This window comes from Sphingobium sp. 3R8, from assembly GCF_020166615.1.
GTDB classification, from domain to species: domain Bacteria; phylum Pseudomonadota; class Alphaproteobacteria; order Sphingomonadales; family Sphingomonadaceae; genus Sphingobium; species Sphingobium bisphenolicum.
Genome location: NZ_JAIQXR010000016.1, coordinates 56,100 through 80,294 on the forward strand (window position 1 = coordinate 56,100; position 24,195 = coordinate 80,294).

At 65.7% G+C, this 24,195-nt stretch carries 26 protein-coding genes and 1 tRNA gene; 11 read left to right on the plus strand and 16 right to left on the minus strand.

Features of this window, described 5'->3' with window-relative positions; all coding sequences use genetic code 11:
- Positions 1 to 402: 402 nt before the first annotated feature.
- From K9B33_RS15480 to K9B33_RS15490, 3 genes are all read right to left on the minus strand, one after another.
- Entirely contained in the window at positions 403 to 723 is a 321-nt protein-coding gene (locus K9B33_RS15480) for a hypothetical protein (protein ID WP_224549983.1), read from the minus strand.
- Between the two features lie 102 nt (positions 724 to 825).
- Complete coding sequence (locus tag K9B33_RS15485) at positions 826 to 1,563, minus strand: head GIN domain-containing protein (RefSeq protein ID WP_224549984.1); 738 nt, start codon at positions 1,561 to 1,563, stop codon at positions 826 to 828.
- Entirely contained in the window at positions 1,515 to 2,279 is a 765-nt protein-coding gene (locus K9B33_RS15490) for a head GIN domain-containing protein (protein ID WP_224549985.1), read from the minus strand. Before K9B33_RS15490 ends, K9B33_RS15485 begins: the two co-directional genes overlap by 49 nt.
- Positions 2,280 to 2,399: 120 nt before the next feature.
- Here K9B33_RS15490 and K9B33_RS15495 point away from each other — a divergent pair, with 120 nt between their 5' ends.
- On the plus strand, positions 2,400 to 3,989 hold the full coding sequence (locus K9B33_RS15495; RefSeq protein ID WP_224549986.1) for a M28 family metallopeptidase: 1,590 nt from the start codon (positions 2,400 to 2,402) through the stop codon (positions 3,987 to 3,989).
- 5 nt (positions 3,990 to 3,994) lie between these two features.
- Here the strand turns inward: K9B33_RS15495 and K9B33_RS15500 are convergent, their stop codons facing one another.
- Both K9B33_RS15500 and K9B33_RS15505 read right to left on the minus strand, forming a co-directional pair.
- The gene (locus K9B33_RS15500) at positions 3,995 to 4,381 is read right to left on the minus strand and encodes a VOC family protein (protein WP_224550056.1); all 387 of its coding nucleotides are present in this window, start codon (positions 4,379 to 4,381) and stop codon (positions 3,995 to 3,997) included.
- 58 nt (positions 4,382 to 4,439) lie between these two features.
- Positions 4,440 to 4,823, minus strand: coding sequence for a hypothetical protein (locus K9B33_RS15505; RefSeq protein WP_224549987.1), 384 nt, complete (start codon positions 4,821 to 4,823; stop codon positions 4,440 to 4,442).
- 168 nt (positions 4,824 to 4,991) lie between these two features.
- Here K9B33_RS15505 and hemB point away from each other — a divergent pair, with 168 nt between their 5' ends.
- The 3 genes from hemB (at position 4,992) to K9B33_RS15520 (ending at position 8,938) form a co-directional block, all read left to right on the plus strand.
- A complete protein-coding gene (gene hemB / locus K9B33_RS15510; protein WP_224549988.1) occupies positions 4,992 to 5,987 on the plus strand; it encodes a porphobilinogen synthase in 996 nt (331 codons plus the stop codon).
- Positions 5,988 to 6,109: 122 nt separating this feature from the next.
- Entirely contained in the window at positions 6,110 to 8,326 is a 2,217-nt protein-coding gene (locus tag K9B33_RS15515; protein WP_224549989.1) for a spermidine synthase, read from the plus strand.
- Positions 8,327 to 8,338: 12 nt separating this feature from the next.
- A complete protein-coding gene (locus K9B33_RS15520) occupies positions 8,339 to 8,938 on the plus strand; it encodes a gamma carbonic anhydrase family protein (RefSeq protein ID WP_224549990.1) in 600 nt (199 codons plus the stop codon).
- A gap of 192 nt (positions 8,939 to 9,130) precedes the next feature.
- Here the strand turns inward: K9B33_RS15520 and K9B33_RS15525 are convergent, their stop codons facing one another.
- The 5 genes from K9B33_RS15525 to zwf all read right to left on the minus strand — a co-directional run bounded on the left by K9B33_RS15525 (position 9,131) and on the right by zwf (position 14,716).
- Complete coding sequence (locus tag K9B33_RS15525; protein WP_224549991.1) at positions 9,131 to 9,643, minus strand: hypothetical protein; 513 nt, start codon at positions 9,641 to 9,643, stop codon at positions 9,131 to 9,133.
- A gap of 54 nt (positions 9,644 to 9,697) precedes the next feature.
- Positions 9,698 to 10,318 carry a bifunctional 4-hydroxy-2-oxoglutarate aldolase/2-dehydro-3-deoxy-phosphogluconate aldolase gene (eda, locus tag K9B33_RS15530; RefSeq protein ID WP_315975781.1) on the minus strand — a complete coding sequence of 207 codons (621 nt, stop codon included), beginning with the start codon at positions 10,316 to 10,318 and terminating at the stop codon, positions 9,698 to 9,700.
- Positions 10,319 to 10,320: 2 nt separating this feature from the next.
- Complete coding sequence (gene glk / locus K9B33_RS15535; RefSeq protein WP_224549993.1) at positions 10,321 to 11,295, minus strand: glucokinase; 975 nt, start codon at positions 11,293 to 11,295, stop codon at positions 10,321 to 10,323.
- 111 nt (positions 11,296 to 11,406) lie between these two features.
- A complete protein-coding gene (gene edd, locus K9B33_RS15540) occupies positions 11,407 to 13,248 on the minus strand; it encodes a phosphogluconate dehydratase (RefSeq protein WP_224549994.1) in 1,842 nt (613 codons plus the stop codon).
- Positions 13,241 to 14,716 carry a glucose-6-phosphate dehydrogenase gene (gene zwf / locus K9B33_RS15545; RefSeq protein ID WP_224549995.1) on the minus strand — a complete coding sequence of 492 codons (1,476 nt, stop codon included), beginning with the start codon at positions 14,714 to 14,716 and terminating at the stop codon, positions 13,241 to 13,243. The genes edd and zwf overlap by 8 nt, the downstream gene beginning before the upstream one ends.
- A gap of 201 nt (positions 14,717 to 14,917) precedes the next feature.
- Here zwf and K9B33_RS15550 point away from each other — a divergent pair, with 201 nt between their 5' ends.
- The 3 genes from K9B33_RS15550 (at position 14,918) to K9B33_RS15560 (ending at position 16,970) form a co-directional block, all read left to right on the plus strand.
- On the plus strand, positions 14,918 to 15,532 hold the full coding sequence (locus tag K9B33_RS15550) for a flavodoxin family protein (RefSeq protein ID WP_224549996.1): 615 nt from the start codon (positions 14,918 to 14,920) through the stop codon (positions 15,530 to 15,532).
- 74 nt (positions 15,533 to 15,606) lie between these two features.
- Positions 15,607 to 16,032 (plus strand): hypothetical protein, encoded by a 426-nt coding sequence (locus K9B33_RS15555; RefSeq protein WP_224549997.1) that lies wholly within the window; start codon positions 15,607 to 15,609, stop codon positions 16,030 to 16,032.
- Entirely contained in the window at positions 16,029 to 16,970 is a 942-nt protein-coding gene (locus tag K9B33_RS15560; RefSeq protein ID WP_224549998.1) for a cation transporter, read from the plus strand. The genes K9B33_RS15555 and K9B33_RS15560 overlap by 4 nt, the downstream gene beginning before the upstream one ends.
- Here the strand turns inward: K9B33_RS15560 and K9B33_RS15565 are convergent.
- Complete coding sequence (locus tag K9B33_RS15565; protein WP_224549999.1) at positions 16,955 to 17,374, minus strand: MerC domain-containing protein; 420 nt, start codon at positions 17,372 to 17,374, stop codon at positions 16,955 to 16,957. The two genes, K9B33_RS15560 and K9B33_RS15565, sit on opposite strands and share 16 nt — an antisense overlap.
- A gap of 154 nt (positions 17,375 to 17,528) precedes the next feature.
- Between K9B33_RS15565 and K9B33_RS15570 the strand changes: the two genes are divergently transcribed.
- The 3 genes from K9B33_RS15570 to K9B33_RS15580 all read left to right on the plus strand — a co-directional run bounded on the left by K9B33_RS15570 (position 17,529) and on the right by K9B33_RS15580 (position 18,216).
- Positions 17,529 to 17,613 (plus strand) — tRNA-Leu (locus tag K9B33_RS15570).
- Positions 17,614 to 17,678: 65 nt separating this feature from the next.
- Positions 17,679 to 17,864 carry a hypothetical protein gene (locus K9B33_RS15575; protein WP_224550000.1) on the plus strand — a complete coding sequence of 62 codons (186 nt, stop codon included), beginning with the start codon at positions 17,679 to 17,681 and terminating at the stop codon, positions 17,862 to 17,864.
- 79 nt (positions 17,865 to 17,943) lie between these two features.
- A complete protein-coding gene (locus K9B33_RS15580; protein WP_224550001.1) occupies positions 17,944 to 18,216 on the plus strand; it encodes a hypothetical protein in 273 nt (90 codons plus the stop codon).
- A gap of 48 nt (positions 18,217 to 18,264) precedes the next feature.
- On the opposite strand, the gene K9B33_RS15585 is transcribed toward K9B33_RS15580, so the two are convergent.
- A complete protein-coding gene (locus K9B33_RS15585; RefSeq protein WP_224550002.1) occupies positions 18,265 to 19,401 on the minus strand; it encodes a pyridoxal phosphate-dependent aminotransferase in 1,137 nt (378 codons plus the stop codon).
- A 56-nt stretch (positions 19,402 to 19,457) separates the two neighbouring features.
- On the opposite strand from K9B33_RS15585, the gene K9B33_RS15590 reads away from it, so the two are divergent.
- Positions 19,458 to 19,721: a hypothetical protein gene (locus tag K9B33_RS15590; protein ID WP_224550003.1), complete on the plus strand. Its 264-nt coding sequence runs from the start codon at positions 19,458 to 19,460 to the stop codon at positions 19,719 to 19,721.
- 15 nt (positions 19,722 to 19,736) lie between these two features.
- Here K9B33_RS15590 and pgl read toward each other — a convergent pair whose 3' ends face one another.
- The 4 genes from pgl to K9B33_RS15610 all read right to left on the minus strand — a co-directional run bounded on the left by pgl (position 19,737) and on the right by K9B33_RS15610 (position 24,146).
- Positions 19,737 to 20,429 (minus strand): 6-phosphogluconolactonase, encoded by a 693-nt coding sequence (gene pgl / locus K9B33_RS15595; RefSeq protein ID WP_224550004.1) that lies wholly within the window; start codon positions 20,427 to 20,429, stop codon positions 19,737 to 19,739.
- A gap of 5 nt (positions 20,430 to 20,434) precedes the next feature.
- Complete coding sequence (locus tag K9B33_RS15600; RefSeq protein WP_224550005.1) at positions 20,435 to 20,911, minus strand: YbaK/EbsC family protein; 477 nt, start codon at positions 20,909 to 20,911, stop codon at positions 20,435 to 20,437.
- Positions 20,908 to 21,906, minus strand: a complete 999-nt coding sequence (galE, locus tag K9B33_RS15605; protein ID WP_224550006.1) for a UDP-glucose 4-epimerase GalE — start codon at positions 21,904 to 21,906, stop codon at positions 20,908 to 20,910. The genes K9B33_RS15600 and galE overlap by 4 nt, the downstream gene beginning before the upstream one ends.
- Positions 21,907 to 21,971: 65 nt before the next feature.
- A complete protein-coding gene (locus K9B33_RS15610) occupies positions 21,972 to 24,146 on the minus strand; it encodes a 3-hydroxyacyl-CoA dehydrogenase NAD-binding domain-containing protein (protein ID WP_224550007.1) in 2,175 nt (724 codons plus the stop codon).
- Positions 24,147 to 24,195 lie beyond the last annotated feature (49 nt).

Below are 24,195 nucleotides of genomic sequence, written 5' to 3' on the forward strand. Positions count from 1 at the left end.
GCAATTTGCTGATGCGCTCGGAAAGAGGCGCGATGCCGAGGCAAGCCCGGCATGACTGGAGCGGGCATGTCTGGAAGCGACCATTTATAGCCGTTCATTGGACAAATCGCCGCGCCCGATTGCAGACGTTCGCTCGTATGCTACTCACACACTATGAAGGAGGGATATCGAGGCGATCCGAACAACCAGATGGGCTGCTTGGCCGGAGCAGTGGTGGGCGTCGTCGCTCTGTTCTTTGATTTCGGGCGAAATTTTGGCGACCCTGCGCCGGGAACGGAGGAGTTATGGTGGAGGCTTATACCATTCCCCCTTCCTACGCTCATCTTCGTCACAGCCGCATTTCTGTGTGCTCGATCTATGTCCCGGCGTAACCGGTCGGACTGACGGCGACTAATGCCAGACCTAATGCTTCAATCCTAAGCCGCCATAGAGCGGCCTGTCTACTGACCAGCTTTCATGCTTCAGGTTTTCCCTCACATTCATGTCGAAATCATCTATGGTGACCGATGACGTCAGCAGGACTTCTTTGCCTTGAGCGAAAGCCTCCTTTGCACATTTTTCGAGCGCCTGATGAAATGACCATGCAGCAACCTGCACCCAATCGTCGTCTCCCAACCGCTTTTCCAAAGACCAGTAAATGTCATTCTGTTCGTTTTGCAGAATAGAGACTTCGGTTGGCCAAAGCTGCTTCACGCGATCAAACAGTTCCTGCGGGTCAATCATGATGCAGAGCCATTCCTAACGATATCAAGGCCATCGTATGTCAGCTAAAATATGGATGTCCATCTGAAGCAGACCGACCGCGCCCCACCCATCCCAATCCTCCTAAAAACTCTCGCCCCCGCAGCGCACGCGGCCGGTGCCGCGATTGTCGACGGTGCAGGCGGCCTTGCCGGTGATGGTGACGTCGCCCGATCCCGATGTCGTCACCTTCGCGGTAACGTCGGCGGTCAGGGTGATGCTGCCTGGTCCTTCGTTGGTGACGCTGGCCTGGCGCGCGATAAGGGGTTCGGCCGCCAGCGCGCCGGGGCCGTTGACGCGAATATTGGCGACGCCCGCCCGGCCCGCCATCGTCACGCGGCCGCCGCCCGCCAACGCCAGTTCGACTTGGTCCAGATCGACCGTCGCGACAGTGATATCGCCATTGCCGCCCAGGACGATCTGCCCCAGCAGGCCCTTCATCCGGTCGATCGACACCGATCCGCCGCCGGTCAGCACGATCCGCTGCACCATGGCGGTGGACAGGCGCAAAGTCGCCGCGCCGCCACTTTTTTCGCCCGGCCGCGGCCGGTCCATGCCGATGGTGAGCAGCCGGCCGGACACATCGACCTTCAGCCGGTCGAGCGCCCCCTGGTCGCCTTCCGCCCGCGCCGATGCGCCAGCGCCCGTGGTCAGGATGACCGTGACCGGCGCATCCACGCGGATCGCGTCGAAGCTGGTGATCGTATAGCCGCGCGTCGCGGCGCCCGCAGGCGCGGCGAGGATCAGGCCCACTGCACCAGCCAGGATTGCGCTCAGGGTGCGCAGCGCGCTTCGCCCGGTCCCACGCCGCTCGTCGTGCATTGCGCCTTGCCCTTCACCGTTACGTCGCCCGGACCCATGATGCTGATAGCGACCTTCCCGTCGGAGGCAATGTCGATATCGCCCGCGCCCAGGATCGACAGGTCCGCCGTGCCGACCTTCAGCGCTTCGGCATCAATGTCGCCCGCGCCGGTGATCGACAGTTTCGCAGCGTCGGCGGCGCCCGCAATCTTCACCGATCCCGCGCCGGTAATATCGACGCTCAGCGTCTTGAGCGCCACCGTGCCGATGCGGAAATCGCCCGCTCCGGTCAGCGACAGGTCCAGCCGCTCGCCCTGCGCCTTATCCAGGTCGAAATCGCCCGCGCCGGTCAGTGCGGCGGCCGTGATGGCGGGCATGGTCACATGGACCGTCGCCCCCTTGTCGCCATCCTTGCGACCCCAGTTCCAGTCGCCCTTCGACTTGCGGCCGATCACCAGCTTGCCGTTCTTGACCCGGATGTCGAGGTCGGCGACCGCCCTGGCATCGCCGTCCGCCTTCACCGCAAAGCCGCTGCCGATGGTGACGGCGACATTGTCCGGGCCGGTCGCGTCGATCTCGGTGAAATCCTTGAGCGCCGACCAGTCCTGCGTGCTGCGCGCGCCTGCATCGGCGGCGGGCGACTCGTCGGTGCGAGAGCAGGCGGTGGTGGACAGCGCCATGCCCGTCAGGGCCAGCGCGAGTAACGGCATCTTAAAGCGGGGAAAGGGGCGGGGCATCACAATCTCCTCAACGTGTGTTGTTTGAGCAATACACGTTGTCCGTGGCGGTTCCAAGCCCCATGTTCGTCGGACCGGTTCAGGCATGATAGATGACTGAAAATATGGAGTGTCCCGTCCATGCGCCTTTCCCTGTTCGCTCTTCCCCTGCTTGCGACGATCGCCGCTGCCCCTGTTCATGCGGAGGGGGAGGGCGACGCCGGCGCGCGCTGGTGGGCGCATGTGCAGGCGCTGGCCAATGACGGCATGGAAGGGCGCGGCACCGGCACGCCGGGCTATGATCGCGCGGCCGACTATGTGATCGCGCAGTTCAAGGCATTGGGCTTGAAACCCGCGGGGATCGACGGCTACAAGCAGCCGGTCGCCTTTATCGAGCAGGTGATCCTGGCGGACCAGAGCCGCGCCGCGCTGGCCGGGCCGCAGGGCGAAACGGCGTTGGCGGTGCCGGGCGACCTGATCTTTTCGGGGAGCGGCGGTCCGGTGCCCGAACGCATCGACGCGCCGATGGTGTTCGCCGGCTATGGCCTGCACCTGCCCGAAGCGGGGCATGACGATTTCGCCGGGCTGGACCTCAAGGGCAAGATCGTCGTCGTGCTGTCGGGCGGGCCGTCCACCATTTCCGGCGCGCTCAAGTCCCATGCCCGGTCAGAACGCGCGCATTGGCTGGCAGAGCAGGGGGCGTTGGGCCTCATCACGCTGGTGACGCCCAGGCAGGTGGAGATTCCCTGGGTCCGCCGGGTGGCGCTGGCGGGGGCGCCGGCGCTCTATTATGCCGACCCAACCCTGCGGGAAACACAGACGCCGTTCCTGGGCGCGCAGGTCGACCCGGCCAAGTCGGCGCAATTCTTCGCCGGGATGGACAAGGATTTCGCCGCAATCGCCGCCGCGGCCGACGCCTCCGCCGCGGTCGCCAGCTTCCCGCTCGCGCTGCGTTTCAAGGCGCAGGTGGCCGCCAGGCGCCGCGACCTGTCGTCGCCCAACCTGATCGCCATATTGCCGGGCAGCGACCCGAAATTGCGGCCGGAACATGTCGTGCTGTCGGCGCATCTGGACGGTTATGGCGTGGGCACGCCGATCAAGGGCGACGCCATCTATAATGGGGCGTTCGACAATGCGTCGGGCGTCGCCAGCCTGCTGGAGATCGCGAAGGCGTTGAAGGCCAGCAAGGTCAAGCCGAAGCGGTCGATCCTGTTCGCGATCGTCACGGCGGAGGAGAAGGGGCTGCTGGGCGCGCGCTATTTCGCGCGGCGGCCGACGGTGCCGCAGTCCAGCATCGTCGCCGATCTGAATTTCGACATGGCGCTGCCGATCTTCCCGCTGACCAGCGTGACGCCGATCGGCTATGACCAAAGCTCGCTCGGCCAGGATGCGGCGGCGGTGAGCGCGCAGATGAACCTGCCGATCACCCCCGATCCCTTCTCCGATCGCAACGTCTTCATCCGGTCCGACCAATATGCCTTCATCCGCGAAGGCATTCCCGCGCTCTTCTTCAAATATGGCTTCAAGGCGGGCACGCCGGAAGCCGACACGGAAAAGGCATGGCGGGCGAACCTCTATCATTCGCCGTTCGACGATCTGAACCAGCCGGTCATGCCTGCCGAAAGCGCGAAGCTGAACGCCTATGTGACCGCGGTCACGCTGCGCGTCGCCAATGCGGCGGCACGGCCGGCGTGGAATGACGACAGTTTCTTCAAGCGGTTCGCGAAATAGCAGCGCTATACCGCCAGTTGCTCATAGAGTTCGAGCGGCAGGCCGTCGGGGTCGGTGAAGAAGGTGAAGCGCCGGCCGGTATGGTCGTCGACGCGGATCGGCTCGCATGGCACCCCGGCCGCGTCGAGCCGCGCCACCTCCACGTCGATGTCCGCGACTATGAAGGCCAGGTGGCGCAGCCCGCAAGCTTCCGGGCGGCTGGGCCGAGGCGGGGGCGCGGGGAAGGAGAAGAGTTCGATCTGCGCATTGCCCGCGTCGAGATCGCATTTCCACGATTGCCGCTCGGCGCGCCAGACTTCGCGGATGACGGGCAGGCCGATTATATCGCGATAAAAGGCGCGCGAGCGGTCATAGTCGGAACAGATGAGGGCGATATGGTGGATGCAGCGCATCGGCCGCTGATAGGCGATGGCTGCGCGGCCCGCCAGTTTCGATATCTGGGTGGTGGGTTCAGGCGACGCGCCGCTGTTCGCCGACATCGAACAGCCAGGCTTCCGCTTCGTCCACCGAGGCGAATATCTCGGCATCGTCGCGCACGCTCAGGATGCGGCGGGTCTGCAACCGGGTCAGATTGTCGTGCCGCACGACCGCCAGCTTTCGCGATTTGAAGCGTGTGTCCAGCACGACGCGGGTGAAGGCGGCGACGACCTCCTGCGACTGGATGACGCAGCCTTCGGTGTTGATCAGGATGACATAGTCGCCCGATCCCAACCCCATCGCCAGCACCGCGGCTTCCTTGTCGGCGTCGAAGCGCTCGACGTCGGCCGGATTGAGAAACCCCGACATTTCGGCAATGACAAGCTGGCGGCTGCGGTCCGATGTGACTTTGATCATGAGGCTTTCCTATGGGTCGCTGGGCAAAAGCCTGCGCCGATAGGGTTTACGAAACATGATCAGGCTTCGCCGCTTCGACCAAGGTCTAAGCGATCGGCAAAGTCTTCCTGTCGCCATGGACGATGTGCCCTGCTTGATCCCTCGGCGTCCGCCGCCTACACCCGCGCCATGACCTATGCACCCTATCCGGCGCTGCGCCTGCGCCGCACCCGCGCCTCGGCCTGGAGCCGGGCGATGCACGCCGAAAACCGCCTGTCGCCCGGCGATTTCCTCTGGCCGCTGTTCGTCACCGAAGGGGCCGGGGTGGAAGAGCCGATCGCCGCGCTGCCCGGCGTGTCGCGCTGGTCGGTGGACCTGATGGTGGAACGGGCGAAGGACGCCCGCGACGCCGGCATTTCCTGCCTCGCCCTCTTCCCCAATACGCAGATGGACCGGCGCAGCGACGACGGGGCCGAAGCGCTCAATCCCGACAACCTCATGTGCCGGGCGATCCGCGCAATCAAGGATGCGGTGCCCGATATCGGCATCCTGACCGACGTCGCGCTCGACCCCTATACCGCCCATGGGCAGGACGGGCTGCTGGACGACACAGGCTATGTGCTGAACGACGCCACGATCGACATATTGATCGGCCAGTCGCTCAACCAGGCGGCGGCGGGGGCGGACATCATCGCGCCCAGCGACATGATGGACGGCCGCGTCGGCGCGATCCGCGCAGCGCTGGAGCAGGGCGGCCACCCCAATGTCCAGATCATGGCCTATGCCGCCAAATATGCCAGCGCCTTCTACGGCCCGTTCCGCGATGCGGTGGGGTCGCGCGGACTGCTGAAGGGCGACAAGAAAAATTACCAGATGGACCCCGCCAATGGCGAAGAAGCGCTGCGCGAGGTCGCGCTCGACCTGGCCGAAGGGGCGGACAGCGTAATGGTGAAGCCGGGCCTGCCCTATCTCGACATCGTCGCGCGGGTGCGCGACCGTTTCGCCGTGCCGGTCTTCGCCTATCAGGTGTCGGGCGAATATGCGATGATCGAACATGCCGCCGCCGCTGGCGCTGGCGACCGCGACGCACTGATCCTGGAAACGCTGATGGCGTTCAAGCGGGCAGGGTGCAGCGGCGTGCTGACCTATCATGCGCTCCACGCGGCGCGCCTGCTGAATGGCTGACCCCAAGCCCGCGCGATGATGATCGCCCGGCAAGTCTCTCTGCATCGGGCAACTTCCGCTTGAACCGCAGCGACTTGCTACGCCATGAAGAGCAAACAGGTCGTCAAGGGGGTTGAAAACGGATGATCGGAACACGCACGCGCTTTGTCCTGACGATCTGCGCAGGCTCGTTCCTGCTGTTCCTGGTCCAGCCAATGATCGCCCGCATGGCGCTGCCGCGCCTGGGGGGCGCGCCATCGGTGTGGAATTCGGCGATGCTGGTCTATCAGGCTCTGCTGCTGGGCGGCTATGCCTATGCCCATATGCTGGGGCGTTTCCCGGCGCGGCGACAGGCGCTGATTCATCTCGGCCTCTTCCTCGTCGCCGCCATCTTCCTGCCGATCGGGCTGATGGGCTGGCAACCGCCGCAGGACATGGAGCCGGCGCTGTGGGTGCTATGGCTGCTGGGCGCGTCGATCGGGCCGCTCTTCTTCGTCGTCGCCGCGCAGGCGCCTCTGCTCCAGCGCTGGTTCGCATTGGCGGACGGGGGGGACCCCTATCCGCTCTATGCCGCGTCCAACCTCGGCAGTTTCGCCGGGCTGATCGCCTATCCGCTGCTGGTCGAGCCGCTGCTGACATTGAAGGCGCAAAGTCTCCTCTGGTCGCTATCCTATGGCGCGCTCTTCTTCCTCGTCTACGCCAGCGCGCGCCGCCTGCCTCTCGACAGTGCGGGGCCAGCCGTCGCGGAGGCCAGCGACGCGCCGCTGCCCGACGGGCGCAGGATGCTGCACTGGCTGGCGCTGGCGGCTGTGCCGTCGGGCCTGATGATGGCCACCAGCCTCTACCTCACCACCGACATCGTCGCGATGCCGCTGCTCTGGGTGCTGCCGCTCGGCCTCTATCTGCTCAGCTTCTCGGTCGCTTTCGCGGCGCGGCGCGGCGCGGCCGATCTCTGCATCCTGATCGCGCCGCTGGTGTTGCTGATCGGCGCGTGCATCGCCTTTACCGGCGGCATCCATTTCCCCGTCTTCATCGCGCTCGGCATCCTGGCGGTGCTGTTCGTCGCCGCGACCGCGCTCCATGCGCGGATGTACGACCTGCGCCCCGCGCCCGTGCATCTGACCCGTTTCTATTTGCTGATGTCGGTCGGCGGTATGCTGGGCGGACTGTTCTGCGCGCTGCTGGCCCCCCTGATCTTCGACTGGACTTACGAATATCCGATCCTGCTGGTCGCGGCGGCCTTGCTGCTGCCGGCGCGCGAAGCGCTGCTGCGCCTGCCCGGATTGCTGTGGGAAGATGCGGGGCGCCGCACCTGGCTGGCCGCGCTGATGCTGCTGCTTGGCCTTGCCCTGTCGATGGTCGGCGGCGGATTGGTGATGGGCGACGCCACACCGCCGCTGGTCAAGTCGATCTGCTTCGTCACGATCATCGCAATGGCGATCCTGACGCTGGGCCAGCGCTTCATGACGGCGGCGATGCTGGTCTATCTGATGCTGTGCCTGAGCGGCTGGGAGAAATTGTCCCAGTCGGCCAGCGGGATGCTGACGCGCAGCTATTTCGGCGTCTATGGCGTGACGAACAAGGGAGCCGATGGGGGAGCGGGCGAACGCATCCTCTTTCACGGCACCACCCTGCACGGCATCCAGAACCTCACACCCGGCCGCGAACGCGATCCGACCAGCTATTATGCGCCGGATTCGGGCGTGGGCCTGGCGCTGCGCCATGCGCCCGACCTGTTCGGACCGCAGGCGCGGATCGATGTGGTCGGCCTCGGCGCCGGGACGCTCGCCTGCTATAAGCGCCCCGGCCAGACATGGCGTTTCTACGAGATCGATCCGGCGATGGTCGCCATTGCCCGCGATCCGGCGGATTTCACCTTCCTGTCCCGCTGCCAGCCGCAGGCCGACATCGTCATCGGCGACGCGCGGATGACGCTGGCGCGGCAGCAGGCGGGCGGCGCGGACCTGCTGGTGATCGACGCCTTTTCCTCCGATTCCATTCCGATGCATCTGCTGACACGCGAGGCGATGGACATTTACGGCCGCCGGCTGGCGCGGAACGGGCTGCTGCTCATTCATATCTCCAACCGGTATCTCGACCTGCGGCCGGTGGTCGCCGGGGATGCGGCGGCAGCGGGGTGGCACGCGCGATTGCGCCATTATGTGCCGGACAAGCGGGATGACGGGCGACACTATGCGGCGTCGCTCTGGATCGCCCTGTCACGCGATCCCGCACGGCTGGACCATCTGATGGCCTTGTCCGGCCGCGAAAAATGGCAGTTGATCGAACCGCGTCGGGGCTTTTCCGCCTGGACCGACGATCATGCCAGCATCCTGCCGGTGTTGAAGATCAGACCATGAGAGGAACGCCATATGGCCGCGACCGACTATCCCGCGCCTGATTTTCCGGGCGCCAGCATCATTCCCTTCAACGGCAAGGCGCCGGTGATCCATCCCAGCGCCTTCATCGCGCCGGGATGCCGCATCATCGGCGATGTCGAGATCGGCGAGGACGCCAGCATCTGGTATAATTGCGTGATCCGCGGCGATGTGAACCGCGTGCGGATCGGCGCGCGAAGCAATGTGCAGGACGGCACGGTCATCCATTGCGACAGCCCCGGCGACCGCGCCGATGGCCGTCCGGCCGACGGCTGGCCCGCGATCATCGGCGACGATGTGCTGATCGGCCATATGGCGATGATCCATGGCTGCGTGCTGCAGGATCGCGCCTTCGTCGGGCTGGGTGCGATCGTGATGAGCGGCTGCACGGTCGAAAGCGACGCTATGCTGGCGGCTGGCGCCCTGCTGTCGCCCGGCAAGACGGTGCTGCATCGCCAATTATGGGCCGGGCGGCCGGCCAAATATATGCGCGACCTGCCCGATGCGGCGCTGATCGACATGCGCGAGGGGGTGGATCATTATGTCCATAACGCCAAGGCGCATAAGGGCGCGGTCAAGGCGATGGGGGGGTAGGGGGCTGATTTGGGGCGATTGTGGAGATCCATTTCCTCCGCCGTCATGCCAGCGAAGGTCATTGAGAGGCGCGTGACTCTCAACGACATCTTTCTTTTCTTTCAAGTGTTTCGTTAAAAGAAGTGAGATCCCAGCCTATGCTGGCATGACGACAGTTGATGGCCGCAAATGGTCGCTCTCAGACCATCCGCTTTACGGCTGCGGCAGTCGCGCTTTCATCATGTCGATGCGATCATTCTGCTGGTCGACCAGCGCCAGCGCCGCGCTGCGGGCGGCGTCGACATCCTCCAGGCCGCCCGTCGCCTTGCCGTCGGCAACGGCGTTGCTGCGCTGGACATAGAGGGTATCGAGGCTGGCGAGCGCCGATACGCTGTCGTTGCGGGCGGATTCGAGTGCGCTGATCGCGACCTGCGCCGCGACCCAGGCATCGCTGGACACGCCTGCGCCCTTCGCCGCGCCGACCGCCCTGTCGGCGCGCGCATAGGCGGCGTCGAAGGCGGCGGCACCCTTGTCCGCTTGGGCGACATAGGTCGTGATCTCGGCCGAAAGGGCCGCATCGGCCGGGACAGACGCGACCGGCGGCGCGATCTTCGCCACCGGGGCGCTTTCGACCGGGCGCTTGGCGAGCGACGGATAGCTTTGCGGCGCCCCCGCGCAACCGGACAGGAACAGGGCCAGGGCGGTGAGGAGGCGGCGCGGTGTCATGGCCTTCATCTAGGGCGGGCCGCGATAAGGCGCAATGGCCTCGGCGCGACGTCGTTACCGGGGCAAGGCCGCGGCTTCGCGCGCCAGCGCCTCGATCTTCGCCGCGTCCACCGGCCCCTTGGGCACGACCCAACTGCCGCCGACGCATGTGATGAACGGCTGGGCCAGCCATTCCGGCGCGCTTTGCGCCGTGATGCCGCCGGTCGGGCAGAAGCGGGCTGTGTGCAGCGGCGCGGCCAGGGCCTTCAATGCCGGCAGTCCGCCCGATGTTTCGGCGGGGAAGAATTTGAAATGGGTCAGGCCCATGTCCATGCCGCGCATGATATCGCCCGCCGTGGCGGTGCCGGGCAGGAAGGGGATTTTCGCTGCGATCGCGGCCTTGCCCAGCGGCTTGGTGAGGCCGGGGCTGACGATGAAGCGCGCGCCGGCCTCCATCGCGGCGTCGAGCTGGGCCGGGTTCAGCACGGTGCCGGCGCCGACCACCGCGCCCTCGACCTGCGCCATTTCGCGGATCACGTCGAGCGCGGCGGGGGTGCGCAGCGTCACTTCCAGCGCGGGCAGGCCGCCCGCCACCAGCGCGCGCGCGATCGGCAGCGCGTCTTCGACCCGGTCGACCACCAGCACCGGGATCACCGGGGCCAGTTCCATCACCTGTTCGACGGTCAGCTTGCTCATTCTCATATCTCCCGAAAGGCTGCGGCGGCCCCGAACAGGCCGATTTCATCATGGACGGCCAGGCGGATCGGCACGCCAGCCATCAGGCTTTCGAACCGGCCCTTGGCCTTGAAGCGGGTGTGGAACCCGCTCTGTTGCAGGAAGTCGCCCATCCGCTGGGTCAGGCCGCCGGCCAGCACGACGCTGTGCGGGCCATGGGCCAGCGCGAGGTCGCCGGCGACCGATCCGTAGCAGAGGCAGAAGCGGTCGAGCGCGCGGCGGGCGAATTCGTCGCTTCCGTCCAGCGCCGCCTGCCACAGTTCTGGGTCTTCCATCAGCACGACCCGGTCATGGCCGATCGTCGCCAATGCCTTGTAGATATAGTTGAGGCCCGGCCCCGACACGATCCGCTCGGTCGATACGCGCAGGAACTTGTCGCGCAGATAGGAGAGGATTTTCTCCTCGATAGGGTCGAGCGGGGCGAAGTCGAGATGGCCGCCCTCGGTCGCGATGACATGGGGGCGACCCTGGTCATAGGCGATCATGGCAACGCCCAGGCCGGTGCCGGGGCCAAGGATGGTGACCCCGCCATCGGTGGGGAAGGGACGATCCTCGCCGAACAGCAGCGGCAGATTCTCGGCCGGCAGGCGCGACACGGCATGGCCCACCGCCTCGAAATCATTGACGAGGCGGACGGTATCGACGCCGATGTCGTCGGCCAGCGTATCGGCGCGGATCACCCAATTGCTGTTGGTCAGCTTGATGACGTCCCGCCCGATGGCGGTGGCGAAGGCGATCGAGGCGGCGCGGGGCAGGTCGCCATCGCCTGCCTTCTGCTCGTCTTCGGCGAACGCCGCCCAGCAGCTTTGCAGGCTGGGATAGTCGGCGACCTTATATTTGCGCACGGTGCCAAGCGTCGGCACGCCTTTGGCGTCCAGCGACGCGCGAGCGAAACGGGCGTTGGTTCCGCCGATGTCGGCGGCTATGATGTCGGTCATGTCACTCTCCATCCGTTCGCCCTGAGCTTGTCGAAGGGCAACTCTTCTTGGGAGAAGAGAAGGGCTTCGACAGGCTCTCCCGAGTAAGTCGAGGGGCCGAACGGGTCTAAATCAAATCTCGCTTTCCATCGCCGCCAGGATCGGCGACGCGCCCTGTTCGGCGAGGTCGCTGTGATGGCGGAACAGGGCGAACAGTTCGCGGCCGGTGTCGTAGGGCGGGGGCGGGGCGGGAGGAATGTCCCGCGCTTCCCATGTCGCCGCATCGACCAGCGCATCGACCGCGCCGGTCTGCGCGCAGACCCGCACCAGATCGCCGTCGCGCAGTTTGCCGATCGGACCGCCGCCCAGGGCTTCGGGTGACAGGTGGATGGCGGCAGGCACCTTGCCGGAGGCGCCGGACATGCGCCCGTCAGTCAGCAATGCGACCTTGAACCCGCGATCCTGCAATACGCCCAGCGCCGGGGTCAGCTTGTGCAGTTCGGGCATCCCGTTGGCCTTTGGCCCCTGGAAGCGGACGACGACCACGACGTCGCGCTCCAGTTCGCCCGCCTTGAAGGCGCGCAGCACATCGTCCTGGTCCTGGAACACGGCGGCGGGCGCCTCGATCGTCCAGCGGACCGGATCCACGGCGCTGACCTTCATGACGCAACGGCCCAGATTGCCGGCCAGCAGGCGCATCCCGCCATCGGCGCTGAATGGATTGGACACCGGGCGCAGCATCGCCTCGTCGCGCGACGCTGGCACATCACGCCATTGCAGCGCTTCATCCTCCAGCACCGGTTCCTTGCCATAGTCGGTCAGGTCCGCCCGCGCGACCGTCAGGATGTCGCGATGCAGCAGGCCATTTTCCAGCAATTCCCGGATGATATAGGCCATGCCGCCCGCGGCGTGGAAATGGTTCACGTCGCCCGATCCATTGGGATAGACCCGCGCCAGCAGCGGCACCACGTCGGAAATCTCGGCGAAATCGGTCCAGTCGACATGGATGCCCGCCGCCCGCGCGATCGCCGGCACATGGATCGCATGGTTGGTGGAGCCGCCGGTCGCCATCAGGCCAATGATCGCGTTGACGATCGCCTTTTCATCGACGCAATGGCCGAGCGGACGATAGTCCCCATTGGGCTGCCCGTCTTTGGCCCACCCAATGTCAGCGATCCTGTGCGTCGCCGCGCGGGTCAGTTCGCTGCGCAGCTTCGTGCCCGGATTGACGAAGGCGGAGCCGGGCATGTGCAGGCCCATCATCTCCATCATCATCTGATTGCTGTTGGCGGTGCCATAGAAGGTGCAGGTGCCCGCGCCATGATAGGAGGCGCTTTCGGATTCGAGCAGCTCGTCCCTGCCGACCTTGCCTTCGGCGTAGAGCTGGCGGATGCGGACCTTTTCCTTGTTGGCCAGGCCCGAGGGCATCGGTCCCGCCGGGATCAGGATCGTGGGCAGATGCCCGAACCGCAGCGCGCCGATCAGCAGGCCGGGCACGATCTTGTCGCATATGCCCAGCAGCAGCGTGCCTTCGAACATCGCATGGCTGAGCGACACGGCGGTCGACAGCGCAATGGTGTCGCGGCTGAACAGCGACAGGTCCATGCCTGCCTGCCCCTGCGTCACGCCGTCGCACATCGCCGGCACGCCGCCCGCCACCTGCGCCGTGGCGCCGACTTCGCGCGCCGCGATCTTGATCTGCTCAGGGTAGCGGCCATAGGGCTGATGCGCCGAGAGCATGTCGTTATACGACGTCACGATGCCGATGTTCATCGCCCGGCCGGTGCGGATCACGGCCTTGTCCTCGCCGCTCGCGGCAAAGCCATGGGCGAGGTTGCCGCAGGACAGTTGATCGCGATTGGTGCCCGCGTCGCGTCCGCGCTCGATCAGGTCGAGATATTTGAGGCGCGACGCGGCGCTGCGCTGGACGATGCGCTCCGTCACCTTGGCGATTACGGGATGTAGGTCAGTCATGCCAGCTGGCTCCGTCACGTTCGATAAGGGCAATGGCCGCAGACGGACCCCAGTTCCCCGAAGAATAGGCGGCGGGCTTCACATTGGCCTCCTTCCACCCGTCGATGATCGAATCGATCCATGTCCACTGGGCCTCCACCTCGTCGCGGCGCACGAACAGGGTCTGGTCGCCGGCCAGCAGGTCCAGGATCAGTCGTTCATAGGCGATGCGGCGCCGCTGCCCGGCGAAGGCGGCAGTCAGCGACACGTCCAGCGTCACCTCCTCAAGCTGCACCTGGCGCTCCAGCCCCGGCCGCTTGGTCATGATCTGCAGGCGGATATATTCTTCCGGCTGCAACCGGATGACCAATGTGTTCGGCTCCAGGCCCGTGCCGCCGGCGCCATGCTGTCCGTCGCGGCCGAAGATGCTGTGGCGCACCGGCTTGAACTGGATCACGATTTCGGACTGGCGCGCGGGCATTCGTTTCCCGGTGCGCAGGTAGAAGGGCACGCCCTGCCAGCGCCAGTTGTCGATATAGGCTTTCAGCGCCACGAAGGTTTCGGTGTCGGATGGCTGGCCCAGTTCGTCGGCATAGCCGGTGACGATCTGCCCGCCGACCGCGCCCGGCGTATATTGGCCGCGCACGCTCAGATTCTTGACCGTCTCGGCGGTCATCGGCCGCAGCGACCGCAACGCCTTCACCTTTTCGTCGCGCACCGCGGTCGGGTCCATCCGCGCGGGCGGCTCCATTGCGATGATCGACAGGATCTGGAGCATGTGATTCTGCACCATGTCGCGCAGCGCGCCGACCCCGTCATAATAGGAGACGCGGCCTTCCAGCCCGACCGTCTCGCCCACGGTGATCTGCACATGGTCGATCGCCGTGGTGTTCCACAAGGGTTCGAACATGACGTTGCCGAAGCGCAGCGCCAGCAGGTTCTGGACGGTTTCCTTGCCCAGATAATGGTCGACGCGGAAAATCTGTTCTTCGGCGAACAGCGCGCCGATCCCGTCATTGACGATTTTGGAGGAGGCCAGGTCCTTGCCGATCGGCTTTTCCATCGCGATCCGGGTGCGGGGCGTGATGAGGCCGGCATCCGCCAGGCCCTGCGCGGTCGGCGCGAACAGGGATGGCGGGGTGGACAGATAGACGGACAGGCCGCGTTCCAGCCGTCCGTCGATTCGCCGGGCGAGCGCCGCAAACTGGTCGGCATTGCCCGCATCGACCGGCTGATAGCCGACCAGCGTGCCGAACCGCGCCGCGAGGTCCGCATCATAGCGGTCGGCGGGCAGGAACTGGTGCAGCGCGGCATCGACTTCCTGGCGGAAGGCGTCGTCGTCCATTTCCGACCGGCCGGAGGCCACGATCAGGAAGTCGTCGGGCAGCAAACCGTCCGACAGAAGATTATAGAGCGATGGAAAGATCATCCGGCGGGCCAGGTCACCCGTGGCGCCAAATAACAGGAACGTAGCAGACGGCTCGGTCAAAGGATGGTCCTTCTCCGTTTGAAGATTGTCTATGTCTGCACGAAGGCGCCCTTATAGCGGCCGCGGATCGTTACGCAAGAAGGCTATCGATCAAGTCGATGCGCTGCAACATCCTGTCGCAGAATGGCCCGCCCACGGTGGAACATAGGGTCTCTCCCAACGCTTGAAGCGAACTTTGCTTCCGCAAAAAAGGAGAGACATATGCTCAAGGTCCAGCCGCTCAACTGCACGCTGAAGCGCGACACCGGACAGCCCAGTTCGACGGACGCGATGATCGCGGTGCTGGCGAAAGAATTTGCGGCGCTGGATGTGGAGGTGGCCGATACGATCCGGGTCGCCTCCCACAATGTGCTCGCCGGCGTGACATCCGACGAGGGGGAGGGCGACGATTGGCCCGCCATCCGCGAGAAGATATTGGCCGCCGATATCCTCATCCTCGGCACGCCGATCTGGATGGGGCAGGCGGGCAGCGTCGCCAAGCGGGCGCTGGAGCGGATGGACGCCTTCCTCTCCGAAACCGACGAGCTGGGACGGATGCCCAGCTATGGCAAGGTCGCCGTCGCGGCGATCGTGGGCAATGAGGATGGCGCCCATGCCGCATCGGCGCAGATATTCCAGTCGCTCAACGATGTCGGCTGGACGATTCCCGCCGTCGCCGCCTGCTATTGGGTGGGCGAAGCGATGGGATCGGTCGACTTCAAGGATTTGAAGGAAACGCCTGAGATGGTCGCCAAGACGGCGAAAATGGTGGCGGGCAATGCGGCGCATCTGGCGGGACTGCTCAAGGACAATCCATTCCCCGGCGAAAAGGCATAAGGCGGCGGGATCGAGGAACCGGCAGGTTCGGCGACCGTTTTCCCATCGAAATGAAAAATCTGATCCTTTGCTGCATGATGCTGCTGGTCGCGTGCGACGCGCTCCCGCGCGATCCGGCCGGCAGCAGCGAGGCGATCCGCCGTCACGGTGTGATGCGGGTCGGGCTGGTGCTGGGCGATGGCGATTTCGGCCGTGCCACCTCCGCCCGCCTGCTCGATCGTCTGTCGCGCCAGACCGGGGCGCGGGCCGCGATCCGCCCCGGCGCGACCGAGCCTTTGTTCCAGGCGCTGGAGCGCGGCGACATCGATCTCGTCCTCACGCCCCTCGATCCGGAAAGCCCGTGGATGACCCGTATATCGCTCAGCCCGCCGATCGCGACGCAGGGCCGAAAGGACAAGCGCCTCGATTATTACGCCGCAATGCGCAACGGCGAAAATCGCTGGATCATGACGGTGGAAAGTGCCGCCCGCGCCGTAGCCGATCCGGGTGCCGGGCAATGACCAGCGCCGACGACCTGCCCGACGAGATCGTAAAGACGCTGCGCCAGGCGGAGCGGCTGGAATATTGGAACATCTTCTGGACCGTCACCATCGTCGCGGTGATGGGCCTGACGATGGGCCAGAGCCAGACGATGAAGACCGCCTGGATCGAGGATACGCTGGGCCTCGTCCCGCCGATCGCCTTCCTGATCGCCGCGCGGATGGAACGGCGCGGCCATCGCTCGGCCCGCTTCCCCTTCGGCTTCGAACGGGTCAATGGCCTCGGCTTCTTCCTCGCCGCGGTGGCGCTGGCGGCGACCGGGGCGTTGCTGTTGTGGGATTCGGTGATGACGCTGGCGCGCGCCGAACATGCCACGGTCGCGTCGGTCCATGTCTTCGGCCGCGACATCTGGCTCGGTTGGCTGATGCTGGGCGCGCAGGTCTATTCGCTGATCCCGCCGCTCATCATCGGCCGCAGGGAATTGCCGCTGGCGGAAAAACTGTCCGATAAGCTGCTGCACACCGACGCGTTGATGAACAAGGCCAACTGGCTGACCGGCGCGGCGGGGCTGGCCGGGATCATCGGCCTGGGGCTGGGCTGGTGGTGGGCCGATTCGGTCGCGGCGGCGATCATCTCACTCGACATCATCAGCGACGGGGTGAAGGCGCTGCGTTCTTCGACCGCCGAACTGATCGACGGCGCACCGCGCGCCCTGTCCAGCCCGGACCTGTCGCCCGATGCGCAGGCGTTGGGCCAGCGGCTGGCGGCGCGCTATCCCGGCGCGACCGTGCGGCTGCGCGAGACTGGCCGGCTGATCCGCGCCGAAATCCATGGCCATGCCGGGCCGCAGGCGCCTCTCGACCATGCCGAACACTGGCCGGCCGAGGAGGAGCGGCTGTGGCGGCTGGCGCAGCTCAGCTTCGTGCCGCCCCGGCGCGAGGATCAGGCGCGCAACTGACCACGCCCGCGCCGCCAGTTGAGGATGTGCGCGCCCGCCAGCAACGCGCTGCCCGCCACCGTCCAGGCCGCTTCCGCCATCGCGCCCTCCGCCGCCAGCGCCCCGATCGCCATCAGCCCCAGCCCGGCGACGCCCGGCAGCATCAGGCCGGGCGCGCGGTGCCGCCGCCAGCCCTGCGCCAGCGCGAACAGGCTGGTCGGGACCGCCAGGACCAGCATGACGAGGTGGAAGGATTCGCCCGGATCGATCCGGCTGGCAAGGGCGGGGAGCAGTGCGAACAGCAGCGGCAGGCCCAGGCAATGGAGCGTGCAGAGCGACGAGGCGCAAAGCGCGAAGCCATCGAGCCAGCCCGTCCGCTTCGGCGCGGATAGCCCGATTTTTCGCGGGTCGTCGCAAGAGGTCATGTTCAATCCTATTATGATATAACGTTACATTTAAGCGCGGCATGTGGGCGTGTCGGGTGGCGCTGTCAACCGGGATGGAGCGACTTTTGCGCCTCTGCCCGATTTTCGGCTGGACGCCCGCGCCGGATTTTGTCATCTGGCCGACACCAGCCGTGCGGGCGTGGTGAAACTGGTAGACGCGCCGGACTCAAAATCCGGTTCCGCAAGGAGTGTCGGTTCGATTCCGACCGCCCGCACCACTGGCTGTCCTGCCATAACCGACCCGACTATCGCGGGCTGTGCGCAGCCATGCTATGGCCGTTGCATGAAGGTTCGCCACATCCTGCCGCCCTTGCTGTTCGGCCTGGCTGTCCTGATCGTCATCAGCGTGGGCGACGCGCTGTTCTGGAGCGTGCCCCATGCGCTCGAAAAACTCCCGCCGCGCCTGCTGACGGTCGCCGTCCTGACTGGCCTGTGGCTGGTGCGCCAGTACAAGCGGACGGCGCGCTGATCCTGCGGTGCCGATAGGGATTGGGGAGGACTGCAAGCCACCAATTGCGGACCTTACGGTTTGCAGGTAGAATATGCGAATGTTCGCTGCCCGCATTGTCCAAGCTGGTTTTTTCTTCAGTGGCCTGATATTCTTGGCCATCGTTTTCTTTGGCGTAGGTGGTATTGGCGGGGCCGTGCTGGCATTGGCGTTAACCATGCCGTTTTCGGCGATCATTATATCCGGCTGTAAGTGCCGGGCCTGTGGCGTCAGTTATTACTTCTCGCCTTCTGAGGCCGGATGGAATTTCACCGGCGTGAACCTGCTCAAGCCGGTAGAGAGCAACTGTCGAAAATGCGGTGCCGGTCGATAGCGCGTTCACTAGCGTCCGCCATCCACCCAAAGCAGCCAAGCGGCGGCGCTACCTCTCGCCTTGCGCCTGGAACCATGGCACCATCCGCGCGATCGCATCCTCGACCCGGTCGGTGGACACCGCGAAGCTGAAGCGGATGAAGCGATGGCCGTCGACGGGATCGAAATCGATCCCCGGCGCGGTCGCCACGCCGGTTTCGCGCAGCAGCTTCTGGCAGAAGCGCAGACTGTCATTGGTCAGATGGCTGATATCGGCATAGATGTAGAAGGCGCCGTCGGGCGGCGCGATGCTGGCCAGGCCCAGTGCGGGCAGGGCGTCCAGCAGCAATTGCCGGTTGCGGCGATAGCTGGCGACATGGCCCTCCAGTTCGGCGGTGCAATCGAACGCGGTCAGCCCGGCGCGCTGGGCCAGCACCGGCGGCGTCAGGAACAGATTGCCCATCCGCGCCCGCGCGGCCTCGATCAGCGCGGGCGGCACCAGGATCCAGCCCAGCCGCCAGCCGGCCATGCTGTAATATTTGGAGAAGCTGTTCACGATCACCGCGTCGGCCGCGAACTCCAGCATCGACCGGGCGGGTTCGCCGAAGCTCAGCCCGTGATAGATTTCGTCCGAGATGATGCGGATGCCACGCTCTGCACAGACCGCCGCGATTCGCGAAAGTTCGTCCGCCGGGATGATGGTGCCGGTGGGATTGGCCGGGCTGGCGAGGATCAGGCCGTCCGGCGCCGGATCGATCGCAGCCAGCGCGTCGGCGCTGATCTGATAACGTTCGGCCGGGCCGCAGGCGACCTCGACCGGCTCCAGATACAGCGCCTTCAAATTATTGCGATAGGCGACATAGCCCGGCCGCGCCGTCGCAACCCGCGCGCCGGGCGCGAACAGGCAGGTCAGCGCCAGCACCAGCCCCGGCGACGCGCCGCAGGTCAGCAATATCTGTTCGGGGTCGACGGCCACGCCGTGCCGCTCGCCATAATGGCGCGCGATCCGCTCCTTAAGTGGCATGCTTTCCCAATAGCCCATCGCCTCCGTGTCCAGCACATGATGCGCCATGGCGATGGCCTCCGCAGGCGCGCCGGTCGACGGCTGGCCGAACTCCATATGCAGGATGGACCGGCCCGTCGCTTCGAGCGCATGGGCTTCGCGGCTGATGGCGATGGCGTGGAAGGGGGATATGTCGGCGATCATGGGGCGTGCCTAAAGCCGCGCCGCAACCATGTCGATAGCCGGGGCGTTCGACCGGCATGACCATGACGCTGCTCACCGCTTTGCAATATTATGGCGCGGGGGCAGCAACGATCGCAGCGCTGGTCGTCTCGCTCAATCTGGGACGACGCATAACCGGATGGGCATTCGTGCTGTTCGTCACCTCATCGATCGCGCTGATCGGCTGGGGGTTTCTCGACAAGGACAGCGAAGGGATAGGCTGGCAGAATGTCGCGCTGCTGGTCATCAATGCGGTCGGCGTGTGGCGCTATCTGATTTCCAAGCATGAGGTAAGAGATTAACCGAATGGATTCGCATTAAACTTCGGCGATCCAAACCTCGACCGGCACCTTGTCCTGCAACAATGCCAGCCGGATCGGCAGTTCCTCGACGGCGCCGCTCGCCAGCGCGCGATCATAGACCGCTTTCTTGCCGGCCCCGCTGATCTGCAGGAAGATATGGCGGCTCTGCATGATTCCGTGCGCCGTCAGCGACATACGCTGGTGCGGGGCGACCGGGGGCGTCGCCGCGATCGTCAGCGCCCCGCTCGCCAGCCCCTCGGCCAGTTCCCTGCCTTGCGGAAAGAGCGACGCCGTATGCCCGTCATCGCCCATGCCCAACAGGACGATGTCCAGCGGCCAGGGCAGGCCGGTGAAAGCCGCCTCGACCGCGGCCTGCCCTGCATAGGCGTCGGCGGCTTGCGTTTTCATCGGCACGAAGCGGGCCTGCGCCGCGGCGCCCTTGAGCAGCGCATCGCGCACCAGCTTCTCATTGCTGTCGGCGCTGTCTGGCGCGACCCAGCGTTCGTCGACCAGCGTCACCACGACCTTATCCCAGTCGAGATCGACCTGGCTGAGCGCTTCGAGCACCGGCCGGGGCGAACGGCCGCCCGACAGGGCGATGCTGGCGACGCCGCGCTGCGCGATCGCATCGGACAGGATCGTGGCGATGCGCGCGGCGATATCGGCCGCGGCCTGCGCGCCGGTGGCGAAAGGATGTTCGGTCGGCATGGGCTTCACTCGGCTGCTTGCGGAAGCGTGCAGATGTCGATCCACCGCGCTCCGGTCAAGTCGGCCAGTCGATCGGGCGTCAGTTCGACCGATGTGGTGCGCGATCCGGCAGCCGGAAAAATGGTGGTGAAATCCTGCAGAGACACATCGCAATAGACGGGCAGGGGAGAGGCGAGGCCGAAGGGGCAGACCCCGCCGACCGGATGGCCGGTGATCGCCTCGACCTCCTCCGCGCCCAGCATCCGGGGCTTGGCGCCCAGCGCCGCCTTCGCCTTGCCATTGTTGAGCCGCGCGTCCCCGCGCGCGCAGACCAGCATGACCGTCTCGCCTACGCGCAGCGACAGCGTCTTGGCGATCCGCGCCGGTTCGACGCCCAGCGCCGCGGCGGCCTCTATCACGGTCGCGGTGCTGACGCCCTGGTCGATGATCGCCACGTCGGGCGCCCGTTCCGCCAAGAAGGCGCGGACGCTCGCCTCGCTCATGCGCGCTCACCCAGTTTGCGCTCCCACGCCAGAGCATGGGCGACGATCTGGTCCAGATCGGCATGGCGCGGCGTCCAGGGGAAGGTCTTGAGAATGGCGCCATTGTCGGAAATCAGCTTGCCCGGGTCGCCCGCCCGACGGCCGGCCATGACGCGCTGGACGGGCATGTTGGTCGCGCGATCGACCGCGTCCAGCACCTCCAGCACCGAAAAGCCACGGCCATAGCCGCAATTGAGCAGATGGTTGCGCTCCGGCTCGGCGATCAGCGCTTCCAGCGCCAACAGATGGGCGGCGGCCAGGTCGCTGACATGGATATAGTCGCGCACACCCGTTCCGTCCGGCGTGTCGAAATCGGTGCCGAAGACGGCGACGCTTGTCCGCTTGCCCAGCGCCGCCTCGACCGCGACCTTGATGAGATGGGTGGCGCCCGCCGTCGACTGGCCCATGCGTCCCTGCGGGTCCGCGCCTGCGACGTTGAAATAGCGCAGCGCGCAGAAGTTCATCGGATGCGCCGCCGCCACGTCGCGCAGCATATATTCGGTCATCAGCTTGGACATGCCATAGGGATTGATCGGCCGTTGCGGCGTATCCTCCCGCACCGCCTCCACGTCCGGCGTGCCATAGGTGGCGGCGGTGGACGAGAAGATGAAATGCGGCACGCCCACCCGCACCGCGCTTTCAATCAGGTCGCGCGTCTTGGCGCTGTTATTGTGATAATATTTCAGCGGATTCTCAACCGATTCCGGCACGACGACCGACCCGGCGAAATGCATGATCGCCTTGACGTCATGGTCGCGCAGCGCCGCTTCCACCAGCGGCTGGTCGGCAATGTCGCCACGCACCAGCGGCACGCCGTCGGGCACGGCCCAGTCGAAGCCGGTGACCAGATTATCGATCACGACGACGCCATAGCCGGCATCCTTGAGCGCCAGCACGGCATGGCTGCCGATATAGCCCGCGCCGCCCGTGACCAATATCGTGGGTTTATCGCTCATAAGAAAAGGTCTCCCAGCCTGTTGCCGGGAGACCTAGCCGAGTGTCGTTAAGATTTACAGTCGGATCATGCCGCCGCCTTGGCCGGCGCCGGATGATAGAAAGTCGCGCCGCTCGCCGCCATCTCGCGAAGCTGCGCCGTCGGAGCGAAGCGCGGGCCATGTTCCGCCGCCAGCCGGTCCAGCACGGCCACGACATGGGCGATGCCGACCGTGTCCATATGGCTGAACGGTCCGCCGGTATAGGGCGCAAAGCCCCAGCCGAAGATCGCGCCGATATCGCCGTCCTCGGGGGTTTCCAGCACGCCTTCCTCGAAACAGCGGGCGCATTCGATCAACTGGCGATAGAGCAGCCGTTCCTTCACCGCCTCGACATCGGGCTGCTGCGCCGCGCGCGGAAACATCTCGCCCAGCACCGGCGACAGATGCTTCTTGCCGCCTTCGGGATAGTCGTACCAGCCCTTGCCATTCTTGCGGCCCAGGCGGCCGGCCTCGACCATCCGCACCATGATCTCGTCCGACTCCTGCGGGACATAGGCGTCGCCCAGTTCCTTCTTCGCGGCGCTCATGATCTTCCAGCCCAGTTCGATCGACACCTCGTCGCTGACGGCCAGCGGGCCAGTGGGCATCCCCAGTTGTTTGCCGGCATTTTCGATCAGCGCGGGATTGACGCCCTCGCCGACCAGTTCCGCGCCTTCCTGCACATAGGTGCCGAAGCTGCGCGAGGTGTAGAAGCCGCGGCTGTCATGGACGACGATCGGGGTCTTCTTGATCTGGCTGACGAAATCCAGCGCCTTGGCGATCGCGGCGGGGCCGGTCTTTTCGCCCAGGATGATCTCGACCAGCGGCATCTTCTCGACCGGCGAGAAGAAATGGACGCCGATGAAATTCTCCGGTTTCGTCCACGCCTGCGCCAGCTTCGTGATCGGCAGGGTAGAGGTGTTGGACCCGAAGATGGTGTCCGCGCCCAGCACGGCTTCGACCTGTTTGGTGACGCCCGCCTTGATCGTGACGTCCTCGAACACGGCCTCGATGACGAAATCCGCGCCGGCCAGGTCGGCATAATCGGTGGTCGGCGTGACGCGCGCGAGAGTCTGCTCCAGCTTTTCCGGCGTCATGCCCTTGCCCAGCCGCTTCTTCAGCACTTCCTCGACATGCGCCTTGCCCTTTTGCGCATAGGCCAGGTCGCGATCGAACAGCACGACCTCTATCCCCGCCTGTGCGGCGACGGTGGCGATGCCCGCGCCCATCATGCCGGCGCCCAGCATGGCGAGCTTCTTCGTCGGCGCCTTGGCCTCGCCCTTGGGGCGCCGCGCGCCGCGCTCGGCGGCCTGCTTGTTGACGAACAGGGTGCGGATCATGTTGCTCGCCTGGCGGTCGGCGGCGACCTTGGCGAAATATTTGCTCTCGATCTGGATCGCCCGGTCCATCGGCAAAGTGATGCCTTCATAGACCGCCGACAGCAAAGCGATCGGCGCGTGCATGTTGCGCTGGGTCTGCTTCAGCGTCATCGGCAGCGCGCCCGCCATGGTCTGGACGAAGGCGGGATTGAAGCCGCCCGCGCCACCGGGCACCTTGAAGCCCTTGACGTCCCAGGGCTGGGTACCGGCGGTCGGGTTCGCCTGCACCCAATCCCGCGCGGCCTGAACCGCCGTGCCCTGCGGCACGACCGCGTCCACAACCTTCAGCATCGCGGCCTCGGCCGGGCGGAACAGCTTGCCTTGCAGCATATACATCAACGCGGCCTGCACGCCCATGATGCGCGGCAGGCGCTGCGACCCGCCGCCGCCGGGGAACAGGCCGATCAGGATTTCGGGCAGGCCCATCTGGGTCCTGGGGCTGTCGCCCACGAAGCGGCGATGGCAGGCCAGCGCCAGTTCGAACCCGCCGCCGACGCAGGTGCCTTCGATGGCGCAGGCGATCGGCTTGCCGCTGGTTTCCAGGCGACGGAACAGCGCGTTCAGCACGAACAGATCGTCGTACAGCGCCGCCGGGGCGGGGGCATCCCCCGCCTTCGCCAGCATCGCCCCGAAAAATTTCAGGTCCATGCCGGCCATGAAGCCGCTATCCTTGCCAGACGCGATGACGGCGCCCTTGATGCCCTCTTCGGACGCGATGCGCGTGATCGCGGCGTCCAGATCGGCCAGGAAGTCCGGGCCGATGACGTTCATCGACTGGCCGGGGACGTCGATCGTCAGAATGGCGATGCCGTCGGCGTCGATGTCGAATGCGATGGTGTTCATTGGTATGGCTACCTTTCCCAAACCCCGTTCGTCCTGACTAGCCATTGAG

Coding starts and splice junctions, on each gene's coding strand:
- K9B33_RS15480 (WP_224549983.1), bottom strand. CDS start 723: ATGATTGACCCGCAGGAACTGTTTGATCGCGTGAAGCAGCTTTGGCCA.
- K9B33_RS15485 (WP_224549984.1), bottom strand. CDS start 1,563: ATGCACGACGAGCGGCGTGGGACCGGGCGAAGCGCGCTGCGCACCCTG.
- K9B33_RS15490 (WP_224549985.1), bottom strand. CDS start 2,279: ATGCCCCGCCCCTTTCCCCGCTTTAAGATGCCGTTACTCGCGCTGGCC.
- K9B33_RS15495 (WP_224549986.1), top strand. CDS start 2,400: ATGCGCCTTTCCCTGTTCGCTCTTCCCCTGCTTGCGACGATCGCCGCT.
- K9B33_RS15500 (WP_224550056.1), bottom strand. CDS start 4,381: ATGCGCTGCATCCACCATATCGCCCTCATCTGTTCCGACTATGACCGC.
- K9B33_RS15505 (WP_224549987.1), bottom strand. CDS start 4,823: ATGATCAAAGTCACATCGGACCGCAGCCGCCAGCTTGTCATTGCCGAA.
- hemB (WP_224549988.1), top strand. CDS start 4,992: ATGACCTATGCACCCTATCCGGCGCTGCGCCTGCGCCGCACCCGCGCC.
- K9B33_RS15515 (WP_224549989.1), top strand. CDS start 6,110: ATGATCGGAACACGCACGCGCTTTGTCCTGACGATCTGCGCAGGCTCG.
- K9B33_RS15520 (WP_224549990.1), top strand. CDS start 8,339: ATGGCCGCGACCGACTATCCCGCGCCTGATTTTCCGGGCGCCAGCATC.
- K9B33_RS15525 (WP_224549991.1), bottom strand. CDS start 9,643: ATGACACCGCGCCGCCTCCTCACCGCCCTGGCCCTGTTCCTGTCCGGT.
- eda (WP_315975781.1), bottom strand. CDS start 10,318: ATGAGCAAGCTGACCGTCGAACAGGTGATGGAACTGGCCCCGGTGATC.
- glk (WP_224549993.1), bottom strand. CDS start 11,295: ATGACCGACATCATAGCCGCCGACATCGGCGGAACCAACGCCCGTTTC.
- edd (WP_224549994.1), bottom strand. CDS start 13,248: ATGACTGACCTACATCCCGTAATCGCCAAGGTGACGGAGCGCATCGTC.
- K9B33_RS15550 (WP_224549996.1), top strand. CDS start 14,918: ATGCTCAAGGTCCAGCCGCTCAACTGCACGCTGAAGCGCGACACCGGA.
- K9B33_RS15555 (WP_224549997.1), top strand. CDS start 15,607: ATGATGCTGCTGGTCGCGTGCGACGCGCTCCCGCGCGATCCGGCCGGC.
- K9B33_RS15560 (WP_224549998.1), top strand. CDS start 16,029: ATGACCAGCGCCGACGACCTGCCCGACGAGATCGTAAAGACGCTGCGC.
- K9B33_RS15565 (WP_224549999.1), bottom strand. CDS start 17,374: ATGACCTCTTGCGACGACCCGCGAAAAATCGGGCTATCCGCGCCGAAG.
- K9B33_RS15575 (WP_224550000.1), top strand. CDS start 17,679: ATGAAGGTTCGCCACATCCTGCCGCCCTTGCTGTTCGGCCTGGCTGTC.
- K9B33_RS15580 (WP_224550001.1), top strand. CDS start 17,944: ATGTTCGCTGCCCGCATTGTCCAAGCTGGTTTTTTCTTCAGTGGCCTG.
- K9B33_RS15585 (WP_224550002.1), bottom strand. CDS start 19,401: ATGATCGCCGACATATCCCCCTTCCACGCCATCGCCATCAGCCGCGAA.
- K9B33_RS15590 (WP_224550003.1), top strand. CDS start 19,458: ATGACCATGACGCTGCTCACCGCTTTGCAATATTATGGCGCGGGGGCA.
- pgl (WP_224550004.1), bottom strand. CDS start 20,429: ATGCCGACCGAACATCCTTTCGCCACCGGCGCGCAGGCCGCGGCCGAT.
- K9B33_RS15600 (WP_224550005.1), bottom strand. CDS start 20,911: ATGAGCGAGGCGAGCGTCCGCGCCTTCTTGGCGGAACGGGCGCCCGAC.
- galE (WP_224550006.1), bottom strand. CDS start 21,906: ATGAGCGATAAACCCACGATATTGGTCACGGGCGGCGCGGGCTATATC.
- K9B33_RS15610 (WP_224550007.1), bottom strand. CDS start 24,146: ATGAACACCATCGCATTCGACATCGACGCCGACGGCATCGCCATTCTG.